The sequence below is a fragment of the Pseudomonas viridiflava genome (assembly GCF_900602065.1).
GTDB lineage: Bacteria > Pseudomonadota > Gammaproteobacteria > Pseudomonadales > Pseudomonadaceae > Aquipseudomonas.
On sequence record NZ_UWFN01000095.1, the window covers coordinates 380,909 to 406,779 of the forward strand.

Sequence of the window (25,871 nt, forward strand, 5' to 3'; positions counted from 1 at the left end):
CCGCCAGACGGTTTTGCCGCCCGGCGGGTGAGTTGCAGCTTTTAGATCACGGCTTGGATTTTTCCAGGTAGCGGAAGAAATCACTGCTCGGATCCAGAACCATCACGTCACTCTTGTTCGCGAAGCTTTCACGGTAGGCACGCAGGCTGCGGTAGAACGCATAGAACTCCTGATCCTGACCGTACGCCTTGGAGTAGATCGCGGAAGCTTGTGCATCACCATCACCGCGGGCCTCTTCAGACTCGCGATAGGCTTCAGCCAGCAACACACGACGCTGACGATCGGCGTCGGCACGAATACCTTCAGCCAGCTCGTTACCCTTGGCGCGATGCTCACGCGCTTCACGCTCACGTTCGGTACTCATCCGCTCGAAAACGCTGCGGTTCACTTCCTTCGGCAGGTCGATAGCCTTGACCCGAACGTCGATAACCTCGATGCCCAGTTCCTTGCTCGCCATTGCATTCAGCGAAGCAGTGATGTCAGCCATCAACGCGTCACGCTCGCCCGACACGGCTTCGTGCAGGGTGCGCTTACCGAACTGGTCACGCAGACCGGATTCGAGACGACGCGACAGACGCTCATCAGCGATTTGCTTGAGGCCGGAGGTCGCGGTGTAGAACACTTCTGCGTCCTTCACACGCCACTTCGCGTAGGCATCAACCATGACCGCTTTCTTTTCCAGCGTCAGGAAGCGTTGAGTCGGTGCGTCCAGCGTCAGCAGGCGACCGTCAAACTTGCGCACCTGGTTAACGTAAGGAATCTTCACGTGCAGACCCGGTTGAATATTGGGCTCAACCACGCGGCCAAATTGCAGCATTACGGCACGTTCGGTCTGGGACACGATAAACAAGCTGTTCCAGGCAACCACTGCCAGCACCACAGCAACAATCAGGGCGATCAGCGATTTATTGCTCATCAGCGAGTCTCCCTTGTACGCGGCTGCTGAATCTCTGCGGCGCGGGCACCAACATCAGCTCCAGCAGTGTTTGCACCGGTAGTCGGGGCAGTGCTGTTACCACTACGGCCATTTTCGATCATCTTGTCGAGCGGCAGATAAAGCAGGTTGTTCTGCCCTTTATCACCGGTCACCAGCACCTTGCTGGTATTGGTGAACAGCTCTTGCATGGTGTCCAGATACAGACGCTCACGCGTCACTTCCGGAGCCTTGCGATACTCGGCAACCAGTTTGGTAAAGCGATCAGCTTCACCTTTGGCGCGCGAGATCACTTCGTCACGATAGCCGTTAGCATCTTCGATAATGCGCTGAGCCTGACCACGCGCTTCCGGGATTACACCGTTAGCGTAGGTTTCAGCCTGGTTACGCGAACGCTGCTCGTCTTCACGGGCACGAATCACGTCATCGAATGCTTCCTGAACTTCACGTGGCGCAGCAGCGCTTTGTACGTTCACCTGAGTCACGGTGATACCGGTGCGATAGGTATCGAGGAAGCGTTGCAGACGCTCCTTGATTTCGCTCGCCATCAGCTCACGACCTTCAGTCAGCACCTGGTCCATGGCAGTGGAACCCACGACATGGCGCAGGGCACTTTCAGTGGCGTGCTGCAGACTGACTTCCGGCTGATCAACGTTCAGCACGAAATCACGCAGGTTGGAAATCTTGTACTGCACGGTCAGCGGCACTTCGACGATGTTTTCGTCTTCAGTCAGCATCTGGCCTTGCTTGCTGTAGGCACGTTCGCGAGTCACGTTTTCCATGTACTTGCGATCGAACGGCGGGAAATAGATATTAAGACCCGAGCCTACTGTCTCGTGGTACTGACCGAAGCGCAGCACGACGGCCTGCTCCTGCTCGTCCACAACGTAAATGGCGCTGTACAGCCAGATCGCGACCAGCACGACCAGACCAATGCCGAGCAAGCCGAAACCGCCACCCTTGCCAGGGTTGCTGTCACCACCACCGTCACCACCACTGCGTTTCTTACCACCACCGAACAACCCATTCAGGCTTTCCTGCAGCTTTCGGAAGGCCTCGTCGAGATCCGGTGGCCCCTTGCGGTCGCCGCCCTTGCGCTTACCACCCCAAGGATCCTGATTATTCGAGTTGCCACCCGGCTCATTCCAAGCCATAGCGCTCTCCATCTGATAAAGCAAAGACGCGCCCGCGGCGCGCCGACCAATGCTACAGAATGCCCAAGAGAGCCGTACAACGGCTTTCTCACGCTTTTATTGCAAAGTGTGTTGCTCGATGAATTCCAGCGGCTGCAGTCCTTCGCGACTCACCAGACGATTGAACTCAACGCGCGGTAAACGTACTGCCAACAGGCTGCTGCCTTGCTCGTCATATTCTTCGCTCTGCACCGCACCCAGCTCAAAGAACTGGGCACGCAGCCGGGCAAAATCCTGAGACAGATGCAGGGTGCCGACAAACAGGTCATCACCCAGTAATTCAGCAACGGCCTGCTTGAGCAGGTCCAGCCCTCGACCATCACGGGCAGACACCCAGACACGCTGCGGTTTGCCATCGGCATCACGCTGTATCTGCGGCTCTACCCCTTCAAGCAGGTCGAGTTTGTTATAGACCTCAAGTATCGGCAAGCCCTCGGCACCGATCTCGCCAAGTACGGCCATGACCTGTTCGATCTGCTCCATGCGATCAGGCTCGTGAGAGTCGATGACGTGAAGCAGCAGGTCAGAGTTGCTGGACTCTTCGAGCGTAGCCCGAAAGGCCTCAACCAGCTTGTGTGGCAGATGACGAATGAAGCCTACGGTGTCGGCCAGCACGATAGGACCCAGGTCGTCGAGTTGCAGACGGCGCAGGGTCGGGTCGAGCGTGGCGAATAGCTGGTCCGCAGCAAACACGTCGGAATCGGTCACAGCATTGAACAGCGTCGATTTGCCGGCGTTGGTGTAGCCCACCAGTGAAACCGAAGGGATGTCGGCGCGCTTGCGCCCGCGACGAGCCTGCTCACGCTGGCTACGAACCTTTTCAAGGCGACCCTTGATCTGCCGAAGACGGACTCGCAACAAGCGCCGGTCCGTTTCGAGCTGGGTTTCACCGGGACCCCGCAGGCCAATACCACCGCCCTGGCGTTCAAGGTGAGTCCAGCCGCGAACCAGCCGCGTACTCATATGTTCGAGCTGAGCCAGCTCGACCTGCAATTTGCCTTCATGAGTACGCGCACGTTGCGCAAAGATGTCCAGGATCAATCCCGTGCGATCAAGTACGCGACACTCGAATACACGTTCGAGGTTGCGTTCCTGACTGGGTGTCAGCACGTGATTGAAGATGACGATATCGATTTTTTCGGCTTTGACCTGGTCGCGAAGCTCCTCGACCTTGCCGCTGCCAATCAGATATTTGGCCGATGGCCGATGACGCGGCACGTTGACGAACGCGACGGTATCAGCGCCAGCCGATATGGCCAGCTCCCGAAACTCCTGCGGATCTTCGCGCGCCTCAGGGTCCTGACCATCCAGATGAACGAGTATCGCGCGTTCACCACCACTGTGGCGCTCAAAGAACAAAGCAGACTCCTATCAGGCGTTACCTGGCTCGGCGTCGCCCTGCTCACCTTCGTTTGCACTTGGCAGACGAATTGGACGAACCGGTACAACGGTAGAGATGGCGTGCTTGTAGACCATTTGGCTGACAGTGTTCTTCAGCAAAATAACGAACTGGTCAAAGGACTCGATGGTGCCTTGCAGCTTGATACCGTTGACGAGATAGATCGAAACCCCAACCTTCTCTTTACGTAGGGTGTTCAGGTAAGGGTCTTGTAGCGAATGCCCTTTTGACATGTGCCGCACTCCTTTAAGGATCAATAATAATTCGAATTCAATTGGCTTGAACCGCCACCCCCCAGGATAGACGGCTATTGCAAGGACTCAGCTCAATATGGAGACCGACCCCAGGTATTTCAAGGTGCGTGGCAAATTGTCGCTGGCCAGACTGTCTAGCCAGTGTAAATCGTCCCAACTGCGTAGCCAGGTAAACTGTCGTTTGGCGAGTTGGCGCGTGGCAATGATCCCACGCTCCTGCATCTCGGCCCATGTCAGCTTTCCATCCAGATGATCCCAGACCTGGCGATAACCGACAGCTCTTATAGACGGCAAACCCGCATGCAGGTCGCCTCTTGAGCGTAACGCCAGAACTTCGTCCAGAAATCCCTGGTCCAGCATTGTTGAAAATCTTGATGCTATACGGCCGTGCAACACCTTGCGATCTGCCGGAGCAATGGCCAGGCTGGCGACAGTATAGGGCAATTGCGGTCTACCAGAAGCCGCAGCATCAGTAGTTTGCGCACTTTGTTGTTCTCTATGTGCTGTCATGTTCAACCCGCTGACCCGATAAACCTCCAGCGCACGTATCAATCGCTGCGGATCATTGGGGTGGATTCTAGCCGCAGATACCGGATCCACTATGGCCAACTGGTCATGCAAAGCCTGCCAACCATCGGCGGCAGCCTGCGCCTCCAGCTCCGCACGAACACCTGCATCAGCAGCTGGCATATCTGCCAGCCCGTCCAATAGAGCCTTGAAATACAACATAGTGCCGCCAACCAGCAGCGGAATTTTGCCGCGAGCGGTTATTTCAGCCATCGCAGACAGTGCATCCGCGCGAAAATCAGCCGCCGAGTAGCTTTCGGACGGATCAAGAATATCCACCAGACGGTGAGGAAATTCGGCCAATTGAGCCTTGGAAGGCTTGGCAGTACCGATGTCCATGCCGCGATAGACCAGCGCCGAATCGACACTGATCAGCTCGCAAGGAAGAACCTTACACAGTTCCATGGCCAGATCGGTTTTACCCGAAGCCGTCGGCCCCATCAGAAAGATGGCCGGAGGTAGAGCGCTCATTCAACGACCGCGCAGGAAGAGTTTGTCCAGATCATCCAGGCCCATTTGGGTCCAGGTAGGTCGGCCATGGTTGCATTGACCGCTGCGCTCGGTATTTTCCATATCGCGCAACAGACCGTTCATTTCCGGGATCGCCAGACGGCGGTTGGCCCGGATCGCGCCATGGCAAGCCATAGTGCCCAACAATTCGTTCATGTGTGCCTGAACGCGGTCGCTGGTGCCGTACTCCATCAGGTCGGCCAGTACATCACTGACTAGCCGATTGGCCTCTGCCTGTTTCAACAGGGCAGGAATTTGCCGGATCGCCAGGCTTTCCGGACCAAGGCGCTGCAGCTCAAAGCCCAGACGCTGGAATGTCTCGATGTGTTCTTCAGCGCAATCGGCTTCGCGCTGACTGACGGCAATAGACTCAGGAACAAGCAAAGGCTGGCCGCTCAAGCCCTCACTGGCCATCGCAATCTTCAGGCGCTCGTACATGATCCGCTCGTGTGCAGCATGCATGTCTACCAGCACCAGACCGTGAGCATTTTCCGCAAGGATATAAATGCCCTTGAGCTGCGCCAAGGCGTAGCCCAACGGAGGAATGTCGCCCTGAGTCTCTGGCAACGAAACAGCAGGCGTACCCGGCAACGGCGCATAAAACTCGCGATAGGCACTTTGCGCTTCGGCGGCGGGCAAGGTTGCCACAGGACGCGGCGTGTACTGATATTGATATCCGGCGCCAGCACCTGAACCGGCTGGCGGCGCATAAGGCTGAGCCTGGGGTTGCTCCAGCAGATTATTGGCCAGACGCATTTCACCCTGCGGCCCGAATTCACCGGCTTGCGGGCCAGTCGGTCGCTCGATGGCGGTAACCGGCGCAGCGCCTGCCAGCTGATCTTCTGGACGGACATCGCCCAGCGCTCGGTGCAGCGTGCCGTACAGGAAGTCATGCACCATGCGCCCGTCACGGAAGCGTACTTCGTGCTTGGTCGGGTGGACGTTGACGTCGACGACCGCAGGGTCAACCTCGAAGAACAGCACGAAAGTCGGGTGACGCCCATTGAACAACACATCGCGATAGGCCTGACGTACGGCATGGGCCACAAGCTTGTCGCGCACTGCCCGACCGTTCACGAAGAAATATTGCAGGTCGGCCTGACTGCGGGAAAAGGTCGGCAACCCAACCCAACCCCACAGGTGCAAGCCATTGCGTTCAATCTCGATGGGCAGCGCCTGCTCCAGAAAGCCGGGACCGCAAATCGCTGAAACGCGCCGGGCGCGAGCCGTGTCGTCATTGGCTTCGTGCAGGCTCAGAATCGTTTTACCGTTGTGCCGCAGGTGGAACGCCACGTCGAAACGTGCGAGCGCCATGCGCTTGATCACTTCCTGCAAGTGATCGAATTCGGTTTTTTCCGCTTTGAGAAACTTGCGCCGCGCTGGCGTGTTGAAAAACAGGTCGCGGACTTCTACCGATGTCCCCACCGGATGCGCTGCAGGCTGAACACGGGAGGCCATGTCGCGGCCTTCGGTTTCCACCTGCCAGGCCTGATCGGCATCCCGCGTTCTGGAGGTCAGGGTCAGCCGCGCTACGGAGCTGATCGACGCCAGCGCCTCACCACGAAACCCAAGGCTCATGACACGTTCGAGGTCTTCAAGCTCGCGAATCTTGCTGGTGGCGTGCCGGGCCAGGGCCAATGGCAGGTCATCTGAAGAGATGCCGCTGCCGTCGTCACGGACGCGCAGTAACTTGATCCCGGCCTGCTCGACGTCGACATCAATGCGCTTGGCGCCAGAGTCGAGGCTGTTTTCCAAGAGCTCTTTGATGACGGACGCTGGCCGCTCAACCACCTCACCCGCCGCGATCTGGTTGGCCAGTCGTGGGCTGAGCAATTCAATGCGCGCAGCATTGAGGGCTTCACTGCCGGTGTGCGCCTGTACGTCAGGCTCAACACTGTCGAGTAGTAGATCGGTCATGGTTGAGCTGCCACCTCGGAACTAGGGATTTTCAGGTCCTGCCCGATACGCAGTTCATCCGTCTTCAGGTTATTGGCGCTGCGCAACGCGGCAGGGCTCATATCATAGCGAGCAGCCAGCATCGAAAGGCTTTCGCCCGAGCGGACTACGTGGTTGCGCGGCCCCTGAGCGAGCTTGCCGTTATCACGCAGCCAGGCAATGTAGGTGCCTTGTGGCGGATTCTGCTGGAAGAACTGCTTCACGCCGGAATTGATCGAGCGCGCCAATGCCTGCTGGTGCGAGGCCGCGCTGAGCTTCGCGGCTTCGGCATTGTTGGAGATGAACCCGGTTTCAACCAGGATCGACGGAATATCAGGCGACTTGAGCACCATGAAGCCCGCCTGCTCGACCCGTGACTTGTGCAGCGACGTCACGCGACCGATGTTAGTGAGGACTTTCTGACCGACATTGAGGCTTGAAGACAGCGAGGCAGTCATGGACAAGTCCAGCAACACGCCAGCCAGCATCCGGTCCTTGTCATCCAGGCTCACGGCGCCAGCACCACCAATCAAGTCAGACCGGTTCTCACTGTCCGCCAGCCAGCGTGCGGTTTCCGATGTTGCACCACGCTCGGACAACGCAAACACCGAGGCGCCGAAAGCCGCCCTTGAAGGCGCGGCATCCGCGTGAATCGACACAAACAGGTCAGCGCCCTTGGCCCTGGCGATCTCCGTGCGTTTACGCAATGGGATGAAGTAGTCGCCGGTACGGGTCAACTCGGCGCGATAGCCTTTCTCGGCATTGATCTGCCGCTGCAGCTCTTTGGCGATAGCCAGAACGAGATTTTTCTCTTTCTGCCCGCTGCTGCCCGAAGCACCCGGGTCTTCACCACCGTGACCTGCGTCGATCACAATCACAATGTCGCGCTTGCCGTTAGGCACAGGCGTGAGCTTTATCTCGGGCTTGGCAGGGCTGACCGGTACAGCAGGTGCTGTATTAGCGGCCGTATCCGGAATCGTCGGGCTTGGATTGGCATCACCCGGCTCGTCGAAAAGGTCAACAACAAGGCGGTTACCGTATTGCTGATTCGGAGCCAGGGTGAAGCTTTTAGGCGTCACGGATTTTTTCAGGTCGATCACCACACGCAAATCCGTCGCCGTGCGCTGTGCCGAGCGCATGCTGGTAATCGGCGTATTGGCCATAGGGACATTCAACGGGCCGCCCAAGGTGGCACCGTTGATGTCGATCACCAGTCGATCAGGAGAAGTCAGGGTGAACACGCTGTGCTGGACGGGTCCGGAGAGGTCAAAAACCAGTCGTGTGTTATCCGGTGCACGCCATAAGCGGACACTTTTTACCTGTGTTGCGGCCAGCGCATCAACAGCCAGGGCTGTCAAAAGCAGACCCACTACAGTAACCAGCGCGCGCATGCGCATACCTAACCCCATATCTATTTGAATTCCTGCGCCAAAGCGGCACACCAGGTTTCGCCACGCGAGCCCAATGGGCTCAAAGTCAGTGCTCGACCTTGCGCATGCGGGCTAATGGTAATGGTCAGGTCAGGCTTTGGCAAAAAGCCTGCACCGAGCTGGGGCCACTCGATCAAACAAAGGGCATCGCCTTCCAGATAATCACGGATGCCCATGTACTCCAGTTCTTCGGGGTCAACCAACCGATAGAGGTCAAAGTGAAATACGCGGATGGAGCCTATTTCATAGGGCTCCACCAGGGTAAACGTCGGGCTCTTGACCGCGCCCTCATGCCCGAGCCCTCGGATGATGCCCCGCGAAAGCGTGGTTTTACCCGCACCCAGATCGCCTTCGAGAAAAATCACGCCAACCCCTTGAGTCACTTGGGCAATGCGCTCACCAAAGCGGGTCATGGCCTCTTCACCGGCCAAATGCAGCGTTAACTCAGACACGGTTGCTGCTCCTCCAATAACTGACGAATGGCTGGAATCAAATCACTGGCCGCCAGCCCACGGCCCGACTCGCCGACTTGCTGCCCGGCGCAGGCATGCAGCCACACCGCCAGACACGCCGCGTCGAACGGCTTCATTTTTTGCGCCATCAATGCGCCGATCAGCCCGGCGAGCACGTCGCCCAAACCAGCGGTCGCCATGGCCGGATGGCCGCGATCACAGAGCATCAACTGGCCGTCGACGCCAGCGATCAGGCTACCGCTGCCCTTCAATACACAAACCGCCTGGTACTTATCGGCCAGCGCTCGCGCAGCAGCAGGGCGGTCAGCCTGGATTTGTTTAGTCGTCATCCCCAGCAAGCGCGCAGCTTCGCCGGGATGCGGGGTAATGACGCTGCCCTCGGGAAGCGAGACAAAACCCTGTGCCAACTGGTTAAGAGCATCGGCGTCCCACACCTGTGGACGCTTGGCGTTAGCGGCGGCTGACAGCAAGCTGCGCCCCCAGGAGCCTTGCCCCAGCCCGGGGCCTACCACCAGAACACTGGCGGGCTCAATCAATGCCATTAACTGGTTGGCAGAACGGATCGCCGCGCTCATCACTTCGGGCATGCGAGCCAGCGCAGCAGGAATGTGTTCAGGACGTGTCGCCAACGTGACCATGCCTGCGCCACTGCGCAAGACACTTTCAGCGCTCAGCAGACAGGCTCCGCCGAAACCATGATCGCCGCCAATGACTAGCACTCGGCCATACAGGCCTTTATGAGCAGTGCGAGGGCGTGCAGCCAGACGCGGCAGATTAAATGTATCAAGACGAGTCGCGCTGCGAGTGGTCTTGGCGACAACGGCCGGATCAGCCTGCAAGTCGTCAAACACCAACTCGCCGACCAGGTCTGCCGCATCACCGGTCAGGAGGCCGAGCTTCAAGCCTATATAAGTCACCGTCAGATCGGCTCGCACCGCGACGCCAAGGATACGTCCGGTATCGGCGCTTAGTCCGGAGGGAATATCCACCGCCACGACTGGCAAGCCACTGGCATTAATCGACTCGATTGCCGCCGCGTAGGGCTGGCGAACGTCACCGCTCAAGCCAGTTCCCAGCAGCGCATCCAGCACGATGCCGCGCAAAGGTTGATCGGCCCGCGGTTGAACATCGAGACCCGCAGCGATTGCCGCGCCATAAGCGTCAGCAGCATCGCCAGCCAGTGTGGCGGGATCGGCCACGCTGAACACATAAACATTCCAGCCGGCCTTTTGCGCCAGCGTCGCAATCAGATACCCGTCGCCAGCGTTGTTTCCGCGCCCGGCCAGTACGCTCAATTCCCGCGCCTCGGGCCAGCGTCGACGCAGCGCGCGCCACGTTGCATGGGCGGCCCGTTGCATCAATTCACTGCCGCACGTTCCCGCAGCAATGAGCTGTGCGTCCAGTTCGCGGACCTGCGCGGCGCTGTACAGTGCGTCGGGTAATTGGGGATTCGTGTCGACCATGCGTCTCTTGGCTCCGATGTCTGGCAGAATTATACGCACCTCCACCCGGTTTCTCCTTGCGCATGCCCGTTATTACTGTTGATTCGCCCAATACTGTTGACCTCGCCACCCTTGCTCAGTCGATCAAGGAGTGGGGCCGCGAGCTGGGCTTTCAGCAAGTCGGGATTGCCGGGCTCGATCTCGCCGAACACGAGCAGCACCTTGAGCGTTGGCTCGAAGCGGGCTATCACGGCGAGATGGACTATATGGCAGCGCATGGCAGCAAACGTTCGCACCCCGAAGAACTGGTGCCCGGTACCTTGCGGATAGTCTCGTTGCGCATGGATTACCTGCCCGGCGATACCGAAATGGCTCAGCGCCTGACACAACCCGAAAAAGCCTATGTTTCCCGCTACGCATTGGGACGCGACTATCACAAGCTGATCCGCAAGCGTGTGCAGCAACTGGCCGAGCGCATTCAACAGGCCATTGGACCGTTTGGCTATCGAGCCTTCGTTGATAGTGCACCGGTGCTGGAAAAGGCCATTGCGGAACAGGCCGGGTTGGGCTGGATCGGCAAGAACACACTGGTGCTCAATCGCAAGGCGGGCAGTTTCTTTTTCCTGAGCGAGCTGTTCGTCGACCTGCCATTGCCCGTGGATCCACCTCACGCCACCGAACACTGCGGCCGCTGCACCGCGTGTCTGGACATTTGCCCTACGGCCGCCTTCGTCGGGCCATATGTACTGGACGCCCGACGTTGTATTTCTTACCTGACCATTGAACTGAAAACTGCTATCCCCGAAGAGCTACGTCCGCTGATCGGCAATCGGGTATTTGGTTGTGATGACTGCCAGATTGTCTGCCCGTGGAATCGCTTCGCCCGGCCGACCGATCAGAGCGACTTTCAGCCACGGCACAATCTGGATAATGCAGGGCTGGCTGAGCTGTTCATGTGGGATGAGGATAGATTCCTCAGCAGTACCGAAGGCTCCCCCCTGCGCCGTGCGGGCTATGAGCGCTGGCTGCGCAATCTGGCAGTAGGGCTGGGGAATGCGCCATCGACGATCCCCGTGCTGGAGGCGCTTGAGGCAAGACGGGATTATCCGTCGGAATTGGTGAGGGAACATGTGGAGTGGGCGTTGCGGCAGCATGAGCAGAAACGCTGATCCGTAGGAGCTGCCGAAGGCTGCGAATGGTGGTGTCAGATACAACCCCCTCGCAGCTTCGGCAGCTCCTACAAAAAAACATCAGTGTTCATCACCTTTATAAACAAACTTCGGCATGTTCCAGTTGAAGCGGATAGCCAGCAGCCGCAGGAGCAGACCGCCAAACAGGGTAATCAGGATGCTCTGCTCCTCTGGCAATTGCAGGTGCTGACACAGCAGGAAGCACCACGCAGCCAGAAATGACACGCTGGCGTACAACTCGCGGCGGAACACCAAGGGAATGTCGTTGCAGAAGATATCCCGCAAAATGCCGCCAAATACGCCCGTGATCACGCCGCAGACAGAGGCCACCAGCAAGCCGGTCCCGACTTCCAGCGCGGTCATCGTGCCGATCAGGGTAAAGGCCACCAGACCCAGCGCATCGAGGACCAGAAACAGCGAGCGAAGATGACGCATCAACGGTGCGATGAAGATGGTCAACAGGGCCGCGACACTGGTCAGGATCAAGTATTCGGGGTGTTTGACCCACGTCAGCGGGTAATGCCCCAGTAGAACATCCCGCACCGAACCGCCGCCAAGGGCCGTCACGCACGCGATCAGCACCACGCCGAACCAGTCCATGCCACGCCGCCCCGCTGACAATGCACCCGTCATGGCTTCAGCGGTAATAGCAATCAGATAAAGCATCAACAACATGGCGGCAGTCCCTGCGACGAAGCCGCGCAGTGTAGGGCAAGCACCAAAAGAGGGCAAAGCGGTAATGACGTCGTCCAGTACCAGTGTCCCCCGTGGGAGCGAATTCATTCGCGAAGGGGCCAGACTGGAAAAATATCTGCGCCTGACACACCGCTTTCGCGAATGAATTCGCTCCCACAGGTCTTCAACCGAAGACTCAAGCCTTGATGAAATGCTCGCGATAGAACCGCAACTCGGCGATCGATTCACGGATGTCATCCAATGCCAGGTGGGTGCTGCCCTTCTGGAATTTCAGCTCAGGCGACCAACGGGCAGCCAGTTCCTTGAGGGTGGAGACGTCGAGGTTGCGGTAGTGGAAGTAGTGCTCCAGCGTCGGCATGTGCCGATAAAGGAAGCGACGGTCCTGGCAAATGCTGTTGCCGCAGATCGGCGAACTGCGCTCCGGCACCCATTGCTTGATGAACTCAAGGGTCTGAGCTTCTGCTTCAGCCATGCTGATAGTGCTCTCGCGAACCCGCTGGGTCAGGCCCGAGCCGCCGTGCTGACGAGTGTTCCACTCGTCCATTTTGGCCAGGGTTTCATCACTCTGGTGAATGGCGATGACCGGACCTTCAGCCAGAGTATTGAGTTGGCTGTCAGTAATGATCGTTGCCATTTCAATGATGACGTCAGTGTCCGGGTCCAGGCCGGTCATTTCCAGGTCGATCCAGATCAGGTTCTGCTTGTTCTGCATATTTGGCTCCTCAGCGTAGGCGCGCAGTTTAGCTCACCCCGGCGTGCTAGACTCCCCCGCGTTTACTTATCAGCTGCTTTATCAATCGGAACACCCATGGCCAAACGCCAACTCAATCGTCGTCAGAACTGGCGCATCGAAAAAATTCAAGGCGAGCGCGCTGCCCGCGCAGCCAAACGCGAGTCACAGACCCTGGAAACGCTGGAGGGTGGCGATCTTGGCCCCGAGCAGACCGGTTTGGTGATCGCCCACTTCGGCGTACAAGTCGAAGTCGAAGCGAAGGAAGGTGACCAGGCGGGTGAGGTTTTCCGCTGCCACCTGCGCGCCAACCTTCCTGCACTGGTGACCGGCGATCGCGTCGTCTGGCGCGCGGGTAATCAGGGTATCGGCGTTATCGTCGCGCAACTGCCGCGCACCACTGAGCTGTGCCGTCCTGACAGCCGTGGGCAACTCAAGCCGGTGGCTGCCAACGTCGATCTGATCGTGATCGTGTTCGCGCCGATGCCCGAGCCTCATGCCAACCTGATTGACCGTTATCTGGTCGCCGCCGAGCACGCCGGTATTCGTCCGCTGTTGCTGTTGAACAAATTCGACCTGATCAACGAACAGAACGCCCCGGCGCTCAACGCGCTGCTTGAGGTGTATCGGACGCTGGGTTATCCGGTGCTGGAAGTTTCTGCGCACCACGGCGACGGCATGCAGCAATTGCAGGCTCAGTTGGACGGGCATATCAGCGTATTCGTCGGTCAGTCCGGCGTGGGCAAGTCATCGCTGGTCAACAGCTTGCTGCCTGAGGTCGAAACCCGTGTGGGTCCGCTGTCCGAGTTGTCCGGGCAAGGTACGCACACTACGACCACCGCTCGTCTGTTTCACTTCCCTCGTGGTGGCGACCTGATCGACTCACCGGGTATCCGTGAATTCGGTCTGGGCCATGTCAGTCGTGCGGATGTTGAGGCTGGTTTCATCGAGTTCAACGAGCTAATCGGCACCTGCCGTTTCCGCGACTGCAAGCACGACCGTGAACCTGGCTGCGCGCTGCTGATCGCCCTGGAAGAAGGCCGCGTGCAGCAACAACGCATGAACAGCTACCGGTCAATCATCGCCAGTTTGCCGGAAAGCAGTTATTAAGTTCCTCGCCCTTTAACAGGGCGCACACCCTGTGCGAATTCATTCGCGAAGAGGCTGGTACATTCACGGCATCTTCATCGTCAGGGAATGCCGTCTTCCCGAATGAATTCGGTCCCACAAGGTCAGCGTTACCTTAAACCTGGTGGGGGCGAATTCATTCGCGAAGAGGCCGGTACATTCACGGTATCTTTTCGCCAGGAATGCCGTCTTCCCGGATGAATCCGGTCCCGCGTTACCTTAAACCTGGTGGGAGCGAATTCATTCGCGAAGAGGCTGGTACATTCACGGCATCTTCATCGTCAGGAATGCCGTCTTCCCGAATGAATTCGGTCCCACAGGTTTTGCGGCGTACAAAAAAGCCCGGATTCTCTTTCGAGATCCGGGCTTTTTACTTACAGCTTGAGGCTTGCAGCTTGCCGCTAGAACCTTAGTTCTTCGTCTCATCCAGCTTCAACGTGCCGTCTTCGAACAGGTTCAGCTTCTGACGCAACTCCCGTGGCTGCGCATATGCCTGCGGGTCAGCTGGCTGTCCGTTCGACGCCCCAGGCGCTGTGCCCGGAGCAGGTGCCGGTGCCGGCGCTTTAGGTGTTGAATCACCCGCCCCGCTATTCTGGCTGCCTTCCATCCGCTGCAACGCTTTCTTGGTCATGACCACGATGTCGATGCGGCGGTTGACCGGATTGAGCGGCAGGTTGCGGTCGTACAGCAGCGATGACGCATACCCCACCACACGAGCCACCTGACCTTCAGGGTAAGTACCCGCCACCAGAGCACGGCGTGCGGCGTTGGCGCGGTTGGCCGAAAGCTCCCAGTTACCGAACTCGCCATTGCCTGCATACGGCTTGGCGTCGGTGTGACCGCTCACACTGATCTTGTTCGGCACCGCTTTGATGGTGTCAGCCATGGCCAGCAGGATGTCTTCGAAATACGGCTTCAGTCGCGCACTGCCCAGATCGAACATCGGACGGTTATCCGCGTCGGTGATCTGGATCCGCAAACCATCCTGAGTAATCTCGAAATGGATCTGATCCTTGAATTTCTGCAGCTCGGGGTTCTCATTAACCTTGTTCTGCAGCTCTTGGAGCAGCAGTTCCAGGCGCTCTTGCTCTACCTCTTCAGCTTTGGCTTCAGCTGTTTCGGCTTCGATTGGCACAGTGTCCGGCGTCGGCGTGTTCTTGATTTCCGGGTTCAGGGTCTGGTCCGGGGACATTTCCGGCGAGCCGCCCAGATCAATTACATAGGGCGAACCACTTTCCGAGAACCCGACCGGGTCCTTGAAGTAACCGGCAATAGCGACCAACTGCTCCGGGGTCGCCGAAGACATCAGCCACAACACCAGAAAGAAAGCCATCATGGCCGTGGCAAAGTCGGCGAACGCAATTTTCCATGCGCCGCCGTGGTGCCCGCCCTCATAGCGCTTGACGCGCTTGATGATTATCGGCTGATTATTTTCCATGACTCAGCGACCGCGAACCGCTTGTTCCAGCTCACTGAAGCTGGGCCGATGCGCTGGATAGAGAACCTTGCGGCCGAACTCGACGGCCAGCGAAGGCGGCATGCCGGAAGCCGAAGCGACCAACGAAGCCTTGATGGACTCGTAAACGTTCAGCTCTTCCTTGGCGTCGTGAGCCAGGGAAGTCGCCAGCGGGCCGAAGAAGCCATAAGCCGCCAGAATACCGAAGAAGGTACCCACCAGTGCCGCACCTACGTGGTTACCGATCGCAGCCTTGTCGCCATCGCCCAACGAAGCCATGGTCACAACGATACCCAGTACCGCCGCCACGATACCGAAACCGGGCATACCGTCAGCAATACCGGTAATGGCGTGGGAAGGATGACCCAGTTCTTCCTTGATGCTTTGCAGCTCCATGTCGAACAGGCCTTCCAGCTCGTGCGGAGCCATGTTGCCCGACGACATGATGCGCAGGTAGTCACAGATGTAAGCCGTCATGCGCTCGTCTTTGAGCACGCCGGGGTACTTGGCAAAAATCGGGCTGGCCGCCGCATCTTCGATATCCCCTTCAATCGCCATCATGCCTTCACGACGGCTCTTGTTGAGGATTTCGTACACCAGACCCAGCACCTCAAGATAGAACGCGTGAGTGAAGCGAGTGCCGAACATCTTCAGCGACTTCTTCATCACGTGCATGGTCATGTAGCCAGGGTTGGCCTGCAAAAACGCGCCAAATGCCGCACCACCGATGATCAACACCTCGAAAGGCTGGATCAGCGCGGCAATTTTGCCGTGTGAAAGGACGTAACCCGCAAGCACGCTCGCGAAAACGACGATGATGCCGATAATTTTAGCCATAGGTAGAAAGTACTTACTGAGTCGGGTTCAGGGACATGTGCGGAAGTTCTTGAAACTCTTCTTCTACTTATCGGCATATGTGAGCCAGACTATAGCCAGATAAATCGAAAAGCCAGTTGACCGGTGAACGGGGGCCCAGGCACAAGGGTCTTACCCATTGATTTCGCAGTGTCCACTGCCTAAATTTTCAGTCGCACGGGCCTTGATGCATGCCTCCAGAAACGTCGTCACAGCTTCCCGTTCCGAACACGCTTGATGCGTGGCTCAAACAGTTGGACAGCATTGCGTTGCCGGTCCCTCTTGCCAGCCACAGCAAGGTCCGTAGCGCACTGAACGATAGTCGCCGCTCGTTGCGCGACATCGCCGACATGATGCAGGACAGCCCGGCGCTGGTCTTGAGCGTGATGCGCGAAGCCAATAACCATGGCACCGGCCTGACCGAACCGGCTGAAAGCCTGGAAGTGGCAATCACCCGCCTGGGCCTGGCGCGCACCGAAGTATTGCTTAATCGACTGCCCGCGCTTGAGAACGAAAAAATCCCGGCGACCTTTCGGCAATTGCTGCTGATCAGCCAGCACGCCACGCAGCAAGCCAACGGCCTGTTTGCCAGCCGTCTCGCTCGCCTGTGGCAGGACATTCACCTGGGTAGCCTTTTGTTTCTGGCACCTCTGTGGCCAATGGCCCTGGCTCATCCCAAACTACTCGATGAATGGGAGCTGCGAGTTATCCACAAAGGCGAATCATCACGCACAGTGGAGAAAGCGCTGTTTGGAGTCAGCCTGCTGGAACTGTGCATGGAGCTGGCAACCTCGTGGCGCCTGCCTTTGTGGGTCACTCAAGGTTACAAATTACTGATCAGCGAACGACGCCAACTGGTCAAAGCGCTGCATGTGGCACGGGCGAATGACGACCCGTTGCAACAGCAGCAATTGATGGACGCCGATCCGAACCTGCGCCGCTGGTTCAACCAGCCAGCCAATACGGTTCTGCTGGGCAATGGCCTGGCACTCTCGGCTCAACAGGCATGGGACAGCCCGCACTGCCTGCGCTGGGAGTTACTGTGCAGCCTGTATCTGCAACAGAATATGGACAGTGTGCAGCAGCAAGCACACCAGAATGCCGCCAGCAGCGCCCGCCACCATAACGACCCTGCCCTGTGGCACCCGGCCGAAGCCCTTATCTGGCCGTGGGCGACCCGCCGGATTCACAGCAAACTGCAGGCGGCCCCACCACCCTCCCCCGATGCCCTGCAAAACTGGCGCAAGCAATGTGCCGAGCTGCTTGCCACACCGAGCCCCTTCAGCAACGCCATGCACTTGACCACAACGGCAAGGGACGCGCTGGTTTCCTGCGGGATGGAGCGAGTGATGCTGCTGATGGCAGACAAGACCGGCACCTTGCTGCGAGTTCACCAGATTGCAGGGCTGCGAAATGAGGCGGCGTCTCTCGCGCTCTCTATAAAGGAAAGCACCGTGTTGCAGCGTTTGCTCGCACAACCGACCCAATTACGCATGACCCCCGCCAACATCGAGCAGTTCTCGGCGCTATTGCCGGGCAACCTGCGGGCTCTGTTCCCCGGTAAACACTGGCTGATTCGATCCCTGAGCAGTAACAACAAGGTGTTGATGCTGGTCGTAGCCGATCAGGGAGGTGGGCAGTTTTCGGAAACCTCGGTGCAGGCTTTCGGCAAAACCTGCCAGTGCATTGAACGGGCGCTGACGAGCTTTAGTGGTCGCAAAGCCTGACAGCTGGGCTACAATTCGCCTCTTTTTTCGAATTGGAGGCTGCACATGTCCGTCTTCTCTGACTTGCCGCTGGTCATTGAGCCAAGCGATCTGAAGGATCGTCTGGATGCCCCGGAACTGATCCTGGTGGACCTGACCAGCAGTGCCCGCTATGACGCAGGGCATATACCCGGCGCGCGCTTCGTTGACCCGAAACGCACTCAGTTGGGCCAGCCTCCAGCACCCGGTCTGCTCCCCGCCAAAACCGATCTGCAAGCGTTGTTTGGCGAGTTGGGGCACAACGCCAATGCGGTGTATGTGGTCTACGATGACGAAGGCGGCGGCTGGGCCGGCCGGTTTATTTGGTTACTGGATGTGATTGGTCACAGCCAATACCACTACGTCGACGGTGGCCTGCTGGCCTGGCAAGCCGAAGGGCTGCCTTTATCCACGGATATTCCAGCTTCGGCCGGTGCGCCTGTTGAGTTGCAGCTGCACGATGAGCCCACCGCCACCCGCGAGTATCTGCAAAGTCGCCTGGGCTCTGCTGATCTGGCAATCTGGGACGCTCGCGGACCGCTTGAATATTCCGGCGAAAAGGTTGTTGCGGCCAAAGGTGGACACATCCCCGGCGCGATCAATTTCGAATGGACCGCAGGCATGGACAAGTCACGCGACCTGCGCATCCGTGAAGACATCGCAGAAATCCTCGACAGCCTGGGGATTACCGCAGACAAAGAGATCATTACCCACTGCCAGACACACCACCGCTCAGGCTTCACGTATCTGGTGGCCAAAGCACTGGGTTACCCTCGTGTAAAAGGCTATGCCGGTTCTTGGGGCGAATGGGGCAACCATCCCGAGACGCCGGTTGAACGCTAAAAACCTGCCCACTTTAAGCATTACATTCAGGAATTTTGATGAAAGAGCGTCTGTTTATCCTCAGCCAGTATCTGCTTCCGCACCACTTGCTGTCGCGTCTGGCTGGCTGCGTTGCCGAGTGCCGCGTACGCTGGTTCAAGAATGCCTTCACGGCATGGTTCGCCCGTCGCTATCAGGTGAACATGGCGGAAGCGCAGGTCGAGGACTTGAGCGCCTATGAACACTTCAACGCCTTCTTCACCCGCGCCCTGAAACCCGGCGCACGCCCGCTTGATGAAACACCCGGCGCCATATTGAGCCCGGCAGACGGCGCAATCAGCCAGCTTGGCCGCATCGAACAGGGCCGTATTTTCCAGGCCAAAGGCCATAGCTTCAGCGTACTGGAATTGCTTGGCGGTGACCCTGCCCTGTCGGCCCCGTTCATGGGTGGCGAGTTTGCGACCGTTTACCTGTCGCCCAAGGACTACCACCGCGTGCACATGCCGCTCGCCGGTACGTTGCGTGAAATGGTGTACGTGCCTGGCCGGATCTTCTCCGTGAACCAGACCACAGCCGAAAACGTTCCTGAGCTGTTCGCCCGTAACGAGCGAGTCGTCTGCATTTTCGATACCGAGCGCGGCCCGATGGCCGTGGTGCTGGTTGGCGCGATGATCGTTGCTTCCGTCGAAACGGTCTGGGCCGGGTTGGTAACACCACCTAAGCGCGAACTGAAGACTTTCCGCTACGACGAAGCCGCACGTGCACCGATCCATCTGGAGAAAGGTGCAGAAATGGGTCGCTTCAAACTGGGCTCTACCGCCATTGTGCTGTTTGGCCCGGACCAGGTGAAGTGGGCCGAGCAACTCACTGCCATGACGCCGGTGCGCATGGGTCAGGCTTTGGCAGCCCCTGTCGAGGCCTGAAAAAAGCAAATAGTGGCACTATGTGCCACTATTGCTGTCAGTACCGGAGGATTTCGGTGCTGCGACGGTAGGCCGATGCTGCTAGAGTTCTAGCACCGGCGCTGTAGGAAACTTCGCATTTTATTGATGTAGATTTCGGCTCCCTGTGGGTTAGCTGGTATTGATGCATTGATCAAAAGCCGCCGTTCGGGCCAGAGTGGGTAGTTGGAGTTAGCCTGTCACATGAGTAATTTGAGCCTTCCTGTGTTGTTGCGCGTGCCTGCGCCAACGCAGTCGAGCCTGACATTCTGTGAAGCGACGCCCAAGGATCTCAAGCGTTGGATCTCCACGCTGCCTAAAGCAAACCTCGGTGAAACCGCCCGTCAGCTCTACCAGGCGCTTGCCGAGCTCAATCAACTGCTCACGCCCAGCGACAATCGCCTGCAACTGCTTGAGCTGCTGCGCCCCGAAGTGCATTTCGTCTGCAAGCACCTGGAACGCCACTTTCTCAATCAAGCTGTTGTGCTCGACGAACGTCCACGCAAGGTTGCCAACCTTTGCCAGGCACTGCAAAACCATTTAGCGGTCGGCTATAAACTGATCATCGAGCGTGTCAGCTCACGACTCAATAAAGACCGGATTCCCCTGTTCGCCACAGCACTGCAACGTGCGCTGCAGTGCCTGAACGGCCCGCTGATTCGCGCCAATCAATTGTATTGCCCCGTGCAGGAAGGTCTCTGGCTTGAGCTGCACAAGATCTATCAGATTGCCTGCGAGCATCAATTGCAAAATATGCAGGTCACCGATGAACAGGCCAGTCACGCCCGCGCGCTGACAGTGGAACAGACCTACATCATTGCGTTGCTGATGGGCTGCTCGCGCTGCAACCAGATGCGCCAGCTCAATATTGGTCGCCTTGCCGATGTGCTGGATGCCTGGAGCCCGTTTGTCCGCCTGCAGTCACCGGTAGACGAAAACAGCCTCTACGCACTTTCAGCCAGACAGGACAAGCCGCCGCTCTACAAGTCGTTGTTTTCGGAAGAGCAGTACCCCGCTCTACTGGGTCTTAACACCCAGGCACTGGCAGCCATGATAAGCCGCTATCTGGAGACCCCTATAGATCAGCGAGCGCAATCGCCACTGCTGGTCCCTCAGGGCTTTACCCCCGACCTGCTGGAGCATCTCTCCGCCGCATGGGGTGATGTCGCAGAAAGAACCTTTCAGCGCACACCCGGCCAGGGCACCCTGAGTCTGTGCATTGGCATGAGCGCCCTGCATTACTATCTGGGCGGTAGACGTTCTTTCAGTGACATGCTGCAAGTACCGGCAACCAAAGCCGCCGAGTTCACACTGCAACTGGTCGACGATAAAGCCAACGACCCGTGGGGCAAGGCTTTTGACACACAGCGTGGCAACACCTCGGCGCTGATGCTGCCTTATGAGGAAATCCAGTACGAACAGCCTGAAGCGGACGGCGGTGATGCGGCATCCAACGCTCAGCAGACATTCCCGACCTTTGACCTGAACATCGTCAACCACAGCCCCGGCGGTTACTGCCTGGCCTGGCCCAAGGAAGTACCACAGCAGCTGCAGGCCGGAGAATTAGTCGGGATTCAGGATGATGCCGGTCAGGGCTGGAGTGTTGCGGTCGTGCGCTGGGTCCGTCAGGTTCGCGGCGGCGGCACGCAGATGGGTATCGAGCTGATCGCTCCTTTTGCGCAGCCTTGCGGCTTGCAGATCATTCGCCCCGAGCAAAACAGCCCTTACATGCGCGCGCTGCTGCTGCCCGAAATCCGCGCCATCGAACAACCGGCCACCATGCTGGCGCCGCGCTTGCCCTTCAAAGAGGGCAACAACGTCATGATCAATATTGCCGGACAAGAACACCGCGGCCTGCTGGGCCATCAGCGCACCAGCAGTGGCAGCTACAACCAGTTCGAATACGAGACCTTCGAAGTGCCCGGTACAGCGGGAGGCGGCACACCGAAGGCGGATCAGGAATTCGATTCGTTGTGGTCGTCGCTGTAATTTCTGCAGGAGCGCGCCTTGTGTCCTAGACACACCGCTGTCGCGAAGCAAACGGGTGACCCTGTAGGAGCCAACTTGTTGGCGAGACGTCGGACCTGCATCGTCAGAAATTCCGCTTCGCCAACAAGTTGGCTCCTACAAGGTCTGCGTTTCAAATCAATTGAAGTGATGTTTGATAAGAGCGCCGAAGGCTGCGAAGGCTGGACATCTGACACCCCGCTATCGCAGCCTTCGGCAGCTCCTACAGGACATGGGCTGGCTTCAGGAAAGCGCTTGTTCAACCGCGCCCTTCACGCTCCCTGACACCCAGCAGATACAGCACCCCATCCAGCCCCAGCGTCGAGATGGCCTGCCTGGCTGACTGCTTGACCAACGGCTTGGCACGGAACGCAACACCCAGCCCGGCAATGGCCAGCATTGGCAAGTCGTTGGCACCGTCACCGACGGCGATGGTCTGCTCCAGGCTCAAGCCTTCCTTCGCTGCCAGCTCACGCAACAGGTCTGCCTTGCGCTGGGCATTAACGATGGGCTCGACAGCCACGCCGGTACATTTGCCATCTACCACTTCCAGCTCGTTGGCGAATACATAATCAATACCGAGTCTGGCCTGCAACTGCTTGGCGAAGTAAGTGAAGCCGCCTGACAAAATCGCCGTCTTGTAGCCCAGACGCTTGAGCTCAGCAAAAAGGATCTCGGTGCCTTCGGTCAAACGCAACGAAGCACCGATTTCGTCCAGCACGCTGACGTCCAGACCTTTGAGCAAGGCCAGACGCTCTTTGAAGCTGGCACTGAAGTCCAGCTCGCCACGCATGGCGCGCTCGGTGATTTCCGAAACCCGATCACCCACGCCATGAGCCTTGGCCAGCTCATCAATGACTTCGGCCTCGATAAGCGTCGAGTCCATATCGAACACTGCAAGACGACGGTTGCGACGGAACAACGAATCCTGCTGAAACGCGATATCGACGTTCAACTCCTGCGCTACTTGCAAGAACTCAGCCTGCAGGGCTTTGGCGTCAGCAGGCTCGCCACGCACTGAAAACTCGATGCAGCCTTTGCCCTGTTCCGTTGGGGCGTCCAGCGGCATGCGCCGGGAAAGCCGATCAATCCTGTCGATGTTCAAGCCGTGTTGGGACGTGATCGAACTGACCCGTTGCAACTGTTCGGCGGTGACCTTGCGAGTCAGCAGCGTCACGATATGCCGGGAGTTACCCTGATCGTCCACCCACTGCTGATAATCCGCCTCGGATACCGGCGTAATACGCACCTGCTGATCCAGCTTGTGGGCGATGGACTGGAGAACCTCAAGGACTGAAGAGTCTTGTCCGGAGTCAGGAATTTCAATCAGAATGCCGAACGACAGGACGTCGTGGATCACCGCCTGGCCGACGTCAAGGACGTTCACTCCACCCTGTGCAAGCACGCCAGTGATAGCCGCAGTGAGACCGGGACGGTCTTCACCGGTGATGTTAATCAGGACGATTTCGCGCAAGGGACACCCCAGCAGTGGAAAAAAACCGCATTCTAACCACTTTCAGTGACCATCGGGCACAGGCAGCGCTTTGCCGTCACTGGGTCGGTCGTTATACTGCGCGGCAACTTCTTCGAAAGAGCCGTGCTCTGTGAACCGGCCCACGCCCGTTAAAACCGATAATTTCTTCCTGCTGATCTTCCGGGCATTGCGTCATCGCCGTGTACCGATTGCTTTGCGCATTGCCAGCCATAACGTGATCCTCGTCTCTCTGGCGCTGTTGATCTACGCCGGCGTAATGGGTTTGCAATTCAAGCAGGCCATGCACGAGCAGGCTGATGCGCTAGGTCAGGCCCTCACCACGCAAACTGCGACCTCTGCCACAGAGCTGCTGGTGTCCAACGACATCCTCAGTCTCAATGTGCTGCTGGGTAACCTGGTGAAGAACCCGCTGGTGGCCCATGCCGCAATCTACAGCGTGGACAACCGTATTCTCGCGGAAGCAGGTCAACGCCCGAAAAACGGGCTGCTCGGCGAAGCCGAAGGCCTGTACGAGATCAAAATCACTTTTCAGGACACCATGGCCGGGCATCTGCGCATCAGCCTGGACATGTCACAGTTCCAACAGCCAATGACCATCAGCCTGCAAAGCATGGGCATCCTCGCGGGTATCCTGCTGGCGCTGGCGCTTGCTCTGAGCCTGCGCCTGGGCAGACACATTTCCACTCCGCTGATGCAATTGCGGATCTGGCTGCGCGACATCGACCCGTACACTCCGGCAGTTGAACGCCAGGATGAAATCGGTGATCTGGCCCGTCAGCTGCGCGCGTCCTTCGCGCCGCCAATACCTGAGCCTGAGCCCGAACCCGAGCCGGAATACGCTGAAGATGACTCGGACGATCATTATGTAGACGCCGACGAAGAGGTTGAAACCGCTGTCACAGGCCGGGCCTCCCGTGAGCCGGGCTTCGATGAAGCGCCCAAACCACGTTTGCCAGCCCCACCGGTGCAGCGCCGCCTGGTCGCCGAAGAGGATGAAGAAGACGAGGACGATCCATTTGCCGACCTGCGCGACCACTCCAGCGCTGCGCCTCAGGTCAGCAAGGCGGCAGTCCCAAGCACGCCACAACCGAGTGCCGTGCTAGCGATTCAGCTTGGCTCGCAGGATCAATTGCGTCGCTTGCCGCGTGCGCGCCTGACAGACCTGTTACAGCGTTATCGCGATTGCCTGGATCAGGCGTCGTCACTCTACGATGGCGAACTGCACACCCTGAACGATGGCAGCACGCTTATGCTGTTCCATAGTCAGGAAAGCGGGGATGACTACCTCACCAACGCTATCTGCTGTGGTGAACTCTTGCGGGCCCTGAGTCACGCATTGCAGATTGAAGTTGCCGATAGCGGCATCACCCTGCAATTGCAACTTGGCCTGACACTGGGTGAGGGTCTGGCGGGGCTGAGTCAGATTGACCTGTTGCTGACCGAAACGGCACAAGACGCATTGGCCCTCTCGCAACACAGCCGCAACCTGTTGCTGGTAGAGCGCAAGATCAATGACGATGCCTTGATCCGTCAGCGTGCACGTATCCGCCCGATTGCGAGCCCTGAAGGTGCCTGCTGCGTAGAGCGCCTGATGGAGCCCTACCCTTCGATGCTTGAACGCCAGTTGGCACGCATGCACGAGACCGCGCGCAAGGTTTGATTCAACTGACCTGAAGCGCACGAGCACCGCGAGGCCGCGATAGCGACGCGCCGGTCTCACCGCGATTGACGGCCGTATGCAACCTTGGCCAAATCGCGGATGCATCTGAAAGACATAGAGCCTGTAGGAGCTGCCGAAGGCTGCGAAAGCGATTTCTCCGAAATACCACCATTCGCAGCCTTCGGCAGCTCCTACAGGGAATTCCGGATAGCAACCCACAAAAAAGCCCGCATCGCTGCGGGCTTTTTGTTTGGGCCAATCCTAGAAGCGGAACACTTCCAGATCAGTACGAATTGGAGAGGCCATTGGAATCTTTGGCTTCTCAGGCTCTTTGGCGCGGGCCACCGGGGCCTTCTTCGGTTCTTCAGGCTGCCAGGAGATCGGCTTGACCGCAGAACTCAACTGATCCGCCAGACGCTGGAGCAACAAACCCTGAGCTCTCACCTGATCGGCGGAGGTCCCGGCGTGAAGCTCTTCGAGGTGGACAATGCGACTGTCGCGAACATTGCCCTTGCGATCCACCAGACGCCATTGGGCATCAAGGATCGCTGGTTGTTTGGCACCTGAGTCCAGACGACTGATGGACAAGACCACCTGCACGTCAGGCGTGAAGTTTGCCGCCGCTGGTGCCAGAACAACGCGCTGGCTGTCCAGCTTCCAGGCGAGTTGACGTAACAGCAGTTGATCGATATCCGAAGACAGGCTACCTGCCCAGCGACCATCGGTCGAAGCAGTCAGGCTACCGTCAGGCTGTCGCTGCAGCAATGTTTCGCGCTGCAGGTAGTCAGCCACTGAGACTGGCCCCAGTAAAACAGCCAGTCCCTTATCGTGCGTAGGTTGCCCGGGTGTGCCACTGTCCAGCTGATATAGCGCAGTCGGCTGATGCACACTGCAACCAGCCAGACCCAAAACACCGGTCATCAACAAAACAACGGGAAGGCGTAGAAGATTCATCATCCCATCCAGGTGGCGGCCGTCAGGCAAGCCACAGTGTATAACTCAACAAATT

22 protein-coding genes are annotated in these 25,871 nt (G+C 58.3%); 7 read left to right on the forward strand and 15 right to left on the reverse strand.

Annotated elements, in window-relative coordinates; genetic code table 11:
• Positions 1-46: 46 nt before the first annotated feature.
• From hflC to EE949_RS04405, 9 genes are all read right to left on the reverse strand, one after another.
• Positions 47-916, reverse strand: coding sequence for a protease modulator HflC (hflC, locus tag EE949_RS04365; protein ID WP_087269871.1), 870 nt, complete (start codon positions 914-916; stop codon positions 47-49).
• A complete protein-coding gene (gene hflK / locus EE949_RS04370) occupies positions 916-2,088 on the reverse strand; it encodes an FtsH protease activity modulator HflK (RefSeq protein WP_122663146.1) in 1,173 nt (390 codons plus the stop codon). Before hflK ends, hflC begins: the two co-directional genes overlap by 1 nt.
• Positions 2,089-2,184: 96 nt before the next feature.
• A complete protein-coding gene (gene hflX / locus EE949_RS04375; RefSeq protein ID WP_027900443.1) occupies positions 2,185-3,486 on the reverse strand; it encodes a ribosome rescue GTPase HflX in 1,302 nt (433 codons plus the stop codon).
• Between the two features lie 12 nt (positions 3,487-3,498).
• A complete protein-coding gene (gene hfq / locus EE949_RS04380) occupies positions 3,499-3,759 on the reverse strand; it encodes an RNA chaperone Hfq (protein ID WP_032631228.1) in 261 nt (86 codons plus the stop codon).
• Between the two features lie 87 nt (positions 3,760-3,846).
• The gene (gene miaA / locus EE949_RS04385; protein WP_122663147.1) at positions 3,847-4,818 is read right to left on the reverse strand and encodes a tRNA (adenosine(37)-N6)-dimethylallyltransferase MiaA; all 972 of its coding nucleotides are present in this window, start codon (positions 4,816-4,818) and stop codon (positions 3,847-3,849) included.
• Complete coding sequence (gene mutL, locus EE949_RS04390; RefSeq protein ID WP_122663148.1) at positions 4,819-6,774, reverse strand: DNA mismatch repair endonuclease MutL; 1,956 nt, start codon at positions 6,772-6,774, stop codon at positions 4,819-4,821. It abuts the gene before it with no gap.
• Positions 6,771-8,189: an N-acetylmuramoyl-L-alanine amidase gene (locus tag EE949_RS04395; protein WP_122663203.1), complete on the reverse strand. Its 1,419-nt coding sequence runs from the start codon at positions 8,187-8,189 to the stop codon at positions 6,771-6,773. The genes mutL and EE949_RS04395 overlap by 4 nt, the downstream gene beginning before the upstream one ends.
• Positions 8,190-8,203: 14 nt before the next feature.
• Positions 8,204-8,674 carry a tRNA (adenosine(37)-N6)-threonylcarbamoyltransferase complex ATPase subunit type 1 TsaE gene (gene tsaE / locus EE949_RS04400; protein ID WP_162874426.1) on the reverse strand — a complete coding sequence of 157 codons (471 nt, stop codon included), beginning with the start codon at positions 8,672-8,674 and terminating at the stop codon, positions 8,204-8,206.
• Complete coding sequence (locus EE949_RS04405; protein ID WP_122663204.1) at positions 8,662-10,158, reverse strand: NAD(P)H-hydrate dehydratase; 1,497 nt, start codon at positions 10,156-10,158, stop codon at positions 8,662-8,664. Before EE949_RS04405 ends, tsaE begins: the two co-directional genes overlap by 13 nt.
• Before the next feature lie 62 nt (positions 10,159-10,220).
• On the opposite strand from EE949_RS04405, the gene queG reads away from it, so the two are divergent.
• On the forward strand, positions 10,221-11,306 hold the full coding sequence (gene queG, locus EE949_RS04410) for a tRNA epoxyqueuosine(34) reductase QueG (protein WP_122663149.1): 1,086 nt from the start codon (positions 10,221-10,223) through the stop codon (positions 11,304-11,306).
• 81 nt (positions 11,307-11,387) lie between these two features.
• Here the strand turns inward: queG and EE949_RS04415 are convergent, their stop codons facing one another.
• Together EE949_RS04415 and orn are read right to left on the reverse strand one after the other, a co-directional pair.
• Entirely contained in the window at positions 11,388-12,002 is a 615-nt protein-coding gene (locus EE949_RS04415; protein WP_122663150.1) for a trimeric intracellular cation channel family protein, read from the reverse strand.
• A 196-nt stretch (positions 12,003-12,198) separates the two neighbouring features.
• A complete protein-coding gene (gene orn / locus EE949_RS04420; RefSeq protein ID WP_122663151.1) occupies positions 12,199-12,735 on the reverse strand; it encodes an oligoribonuclease in 537 nt (178 codons plus the stop codon).
• Between the two features lie 96 nt (positions 12,736-12,831).
• On the opposite strand from orn, the gene rsgA reads away from it, so the two are divergent.
• Entirely contained in the window at positions 12,832-13,863 is a 1,032-nt protein-coding gene (rsgA, locus tag EE949_RS04425; RefSeq protein ID WP_122663152.1) for a small ribosomal subunit biogenesis GTPase RsgA, read from the forward strand.
• Between the two features lie 427 nt (positions 13,864-14,290).
• On the opposite strand, the gene motB is transcribed toward rsgA, so the two are convergent.
• Both motB and motA read right to left on the reverse strand, forming a co-directional pair.
• Complete coding sequence (motB, locus tag EE949_RS04430) at positions 14,291-15,319, reverse strand: flagellar motor protein MotB (protein ID WP_122663153.1); 1,029 nt, start codon at positions 15,317-15,319, stop codon at positions 14,291-14,293.
• A 3-nt stretch (positions 15,320-15,322) separates the two neighbouring features.
• Positions 15,323-16,174 carry a flagellar motor stator protein MotA gene (motA, locus tag EE949_RS04435; RefSeq protein ID WP_122663154.1) on the reverse strand — a complete coding sequence of 284 codons (852 nt, stop codon included), beginning with the start codon at positions 16,172-16,174 and terminating at the stop codon, positions 15,323-15,325.
• Between the two features lie 209 nt (positions 16,175-16,383).
• Here motA and EE949_RS04440 point away from each other — a divergent pair, with 209 nt between their 5' ends.
• The 4 genes from EE949_RS04440 to EE949_RS04455 all read left to right on the forward strand — a co-directional run bounded on the left by EE949_RS04440 (position 16,384) and on the right by EE949_RS04455 (position 21,689).
• Positions 16,384-17,919, forward strand: coding sequence for an HDOD domain-containing protein (locus EE949_RS04440; RefSeq protein WP_122663155.1), 1,536 nt, complete (start codon positions 16,384-16,386; stop codon positions 17,917-17,919).
• Positions 17,920-17,964: 45 nt separating this feature from the next.
• Positions 17,965-18,780: a thiosulfate sulfurtransferase gene (gene rhdA, locus EE949_RS04445; protein WP_122663156.1), complete on the forward strand. Its 816-nt coding sequence runs from the start codon at positions 17,965-17,967 to the stop codon at positions 18,778-18,780.
• A gap of 32 nt (positions 18,781-18,812) precedes the next feature.
• The gene (asd, locus tag EE949_RS04450) at positions 18,813-19,682 is read left to right on the forward strand and encodes an archaetidylserine decarboxylase (protein WP_162874471.1); all 870 of its coding nucleotides are present in this window, start codon (positions 18,813-18,815) and stop codon (positions 19,680-19,682) included.
• Positions 19,683-19,904: 222 nt separating this feature from the next.
• The gene (locus tag EE949_RS04455) at positions 19,905-21,689 is read left to right on the forward strand and encodes a molecular chaperone (RefSeq protein WP_122663158.1); all 1,785 of its coding nucleotides are present in this window, start codon (positions 19,905-19,907) and stop codon (positions 21,687-21,689) included.
• A 277-nt stretch (positions 21,690-21,966) separates the two neighbouring features.
• Here EE949_RS04455 and serB read toward each other — a convergent pair whose 3' ends face one another.
• Positions 21,967-23,181: a phosphoserine phosphatase SerB gene (gene serB, locus EE949_RS04460; RefSeq protein WP_122663159.1), complete on the reverse strand. Its 1,215-nt coding sequence runs from the start codon at positions 23,179-23,181 to the stop codon at positions 21,967-21,969.
• Between the two features lie 130 nt (positions 23,182-23,311).
• On the opposite strand from serB, the gene EE949_RS04465 reads away from it, so the two are divergent.
• Positions 23,312-24,862 carry an AhpA/YtjB family protein gene (locus EE949_RS04465; protein ID WP_122663160.1) on the forward strand — a complete coding sequence of 517 codons (1,551 nt, stop codon included), beginning with the start codon at positions 23,312-23,314 and terminating at the stop codon, positions 24,860-24,862.
• Positions 24,863-25,123: 261 nt separating this feature from the next.
• On the opposite strand, the gene EE949_RS04470 is transcribed toward EE949_RS04465, so the two are convergent.
• On the reverse strand, positions 25,124-25,816 hold the full coding sequence (locus EE949_RS04470; protein WP_122663161.1) for a PqiC family protein: 693 nt from the start codon (positions 25,814-25,816) through the stop codon (positions 25,124-25,126).
• Positions 25,817-25,871 lie beyond the last annotated feature (55 nt).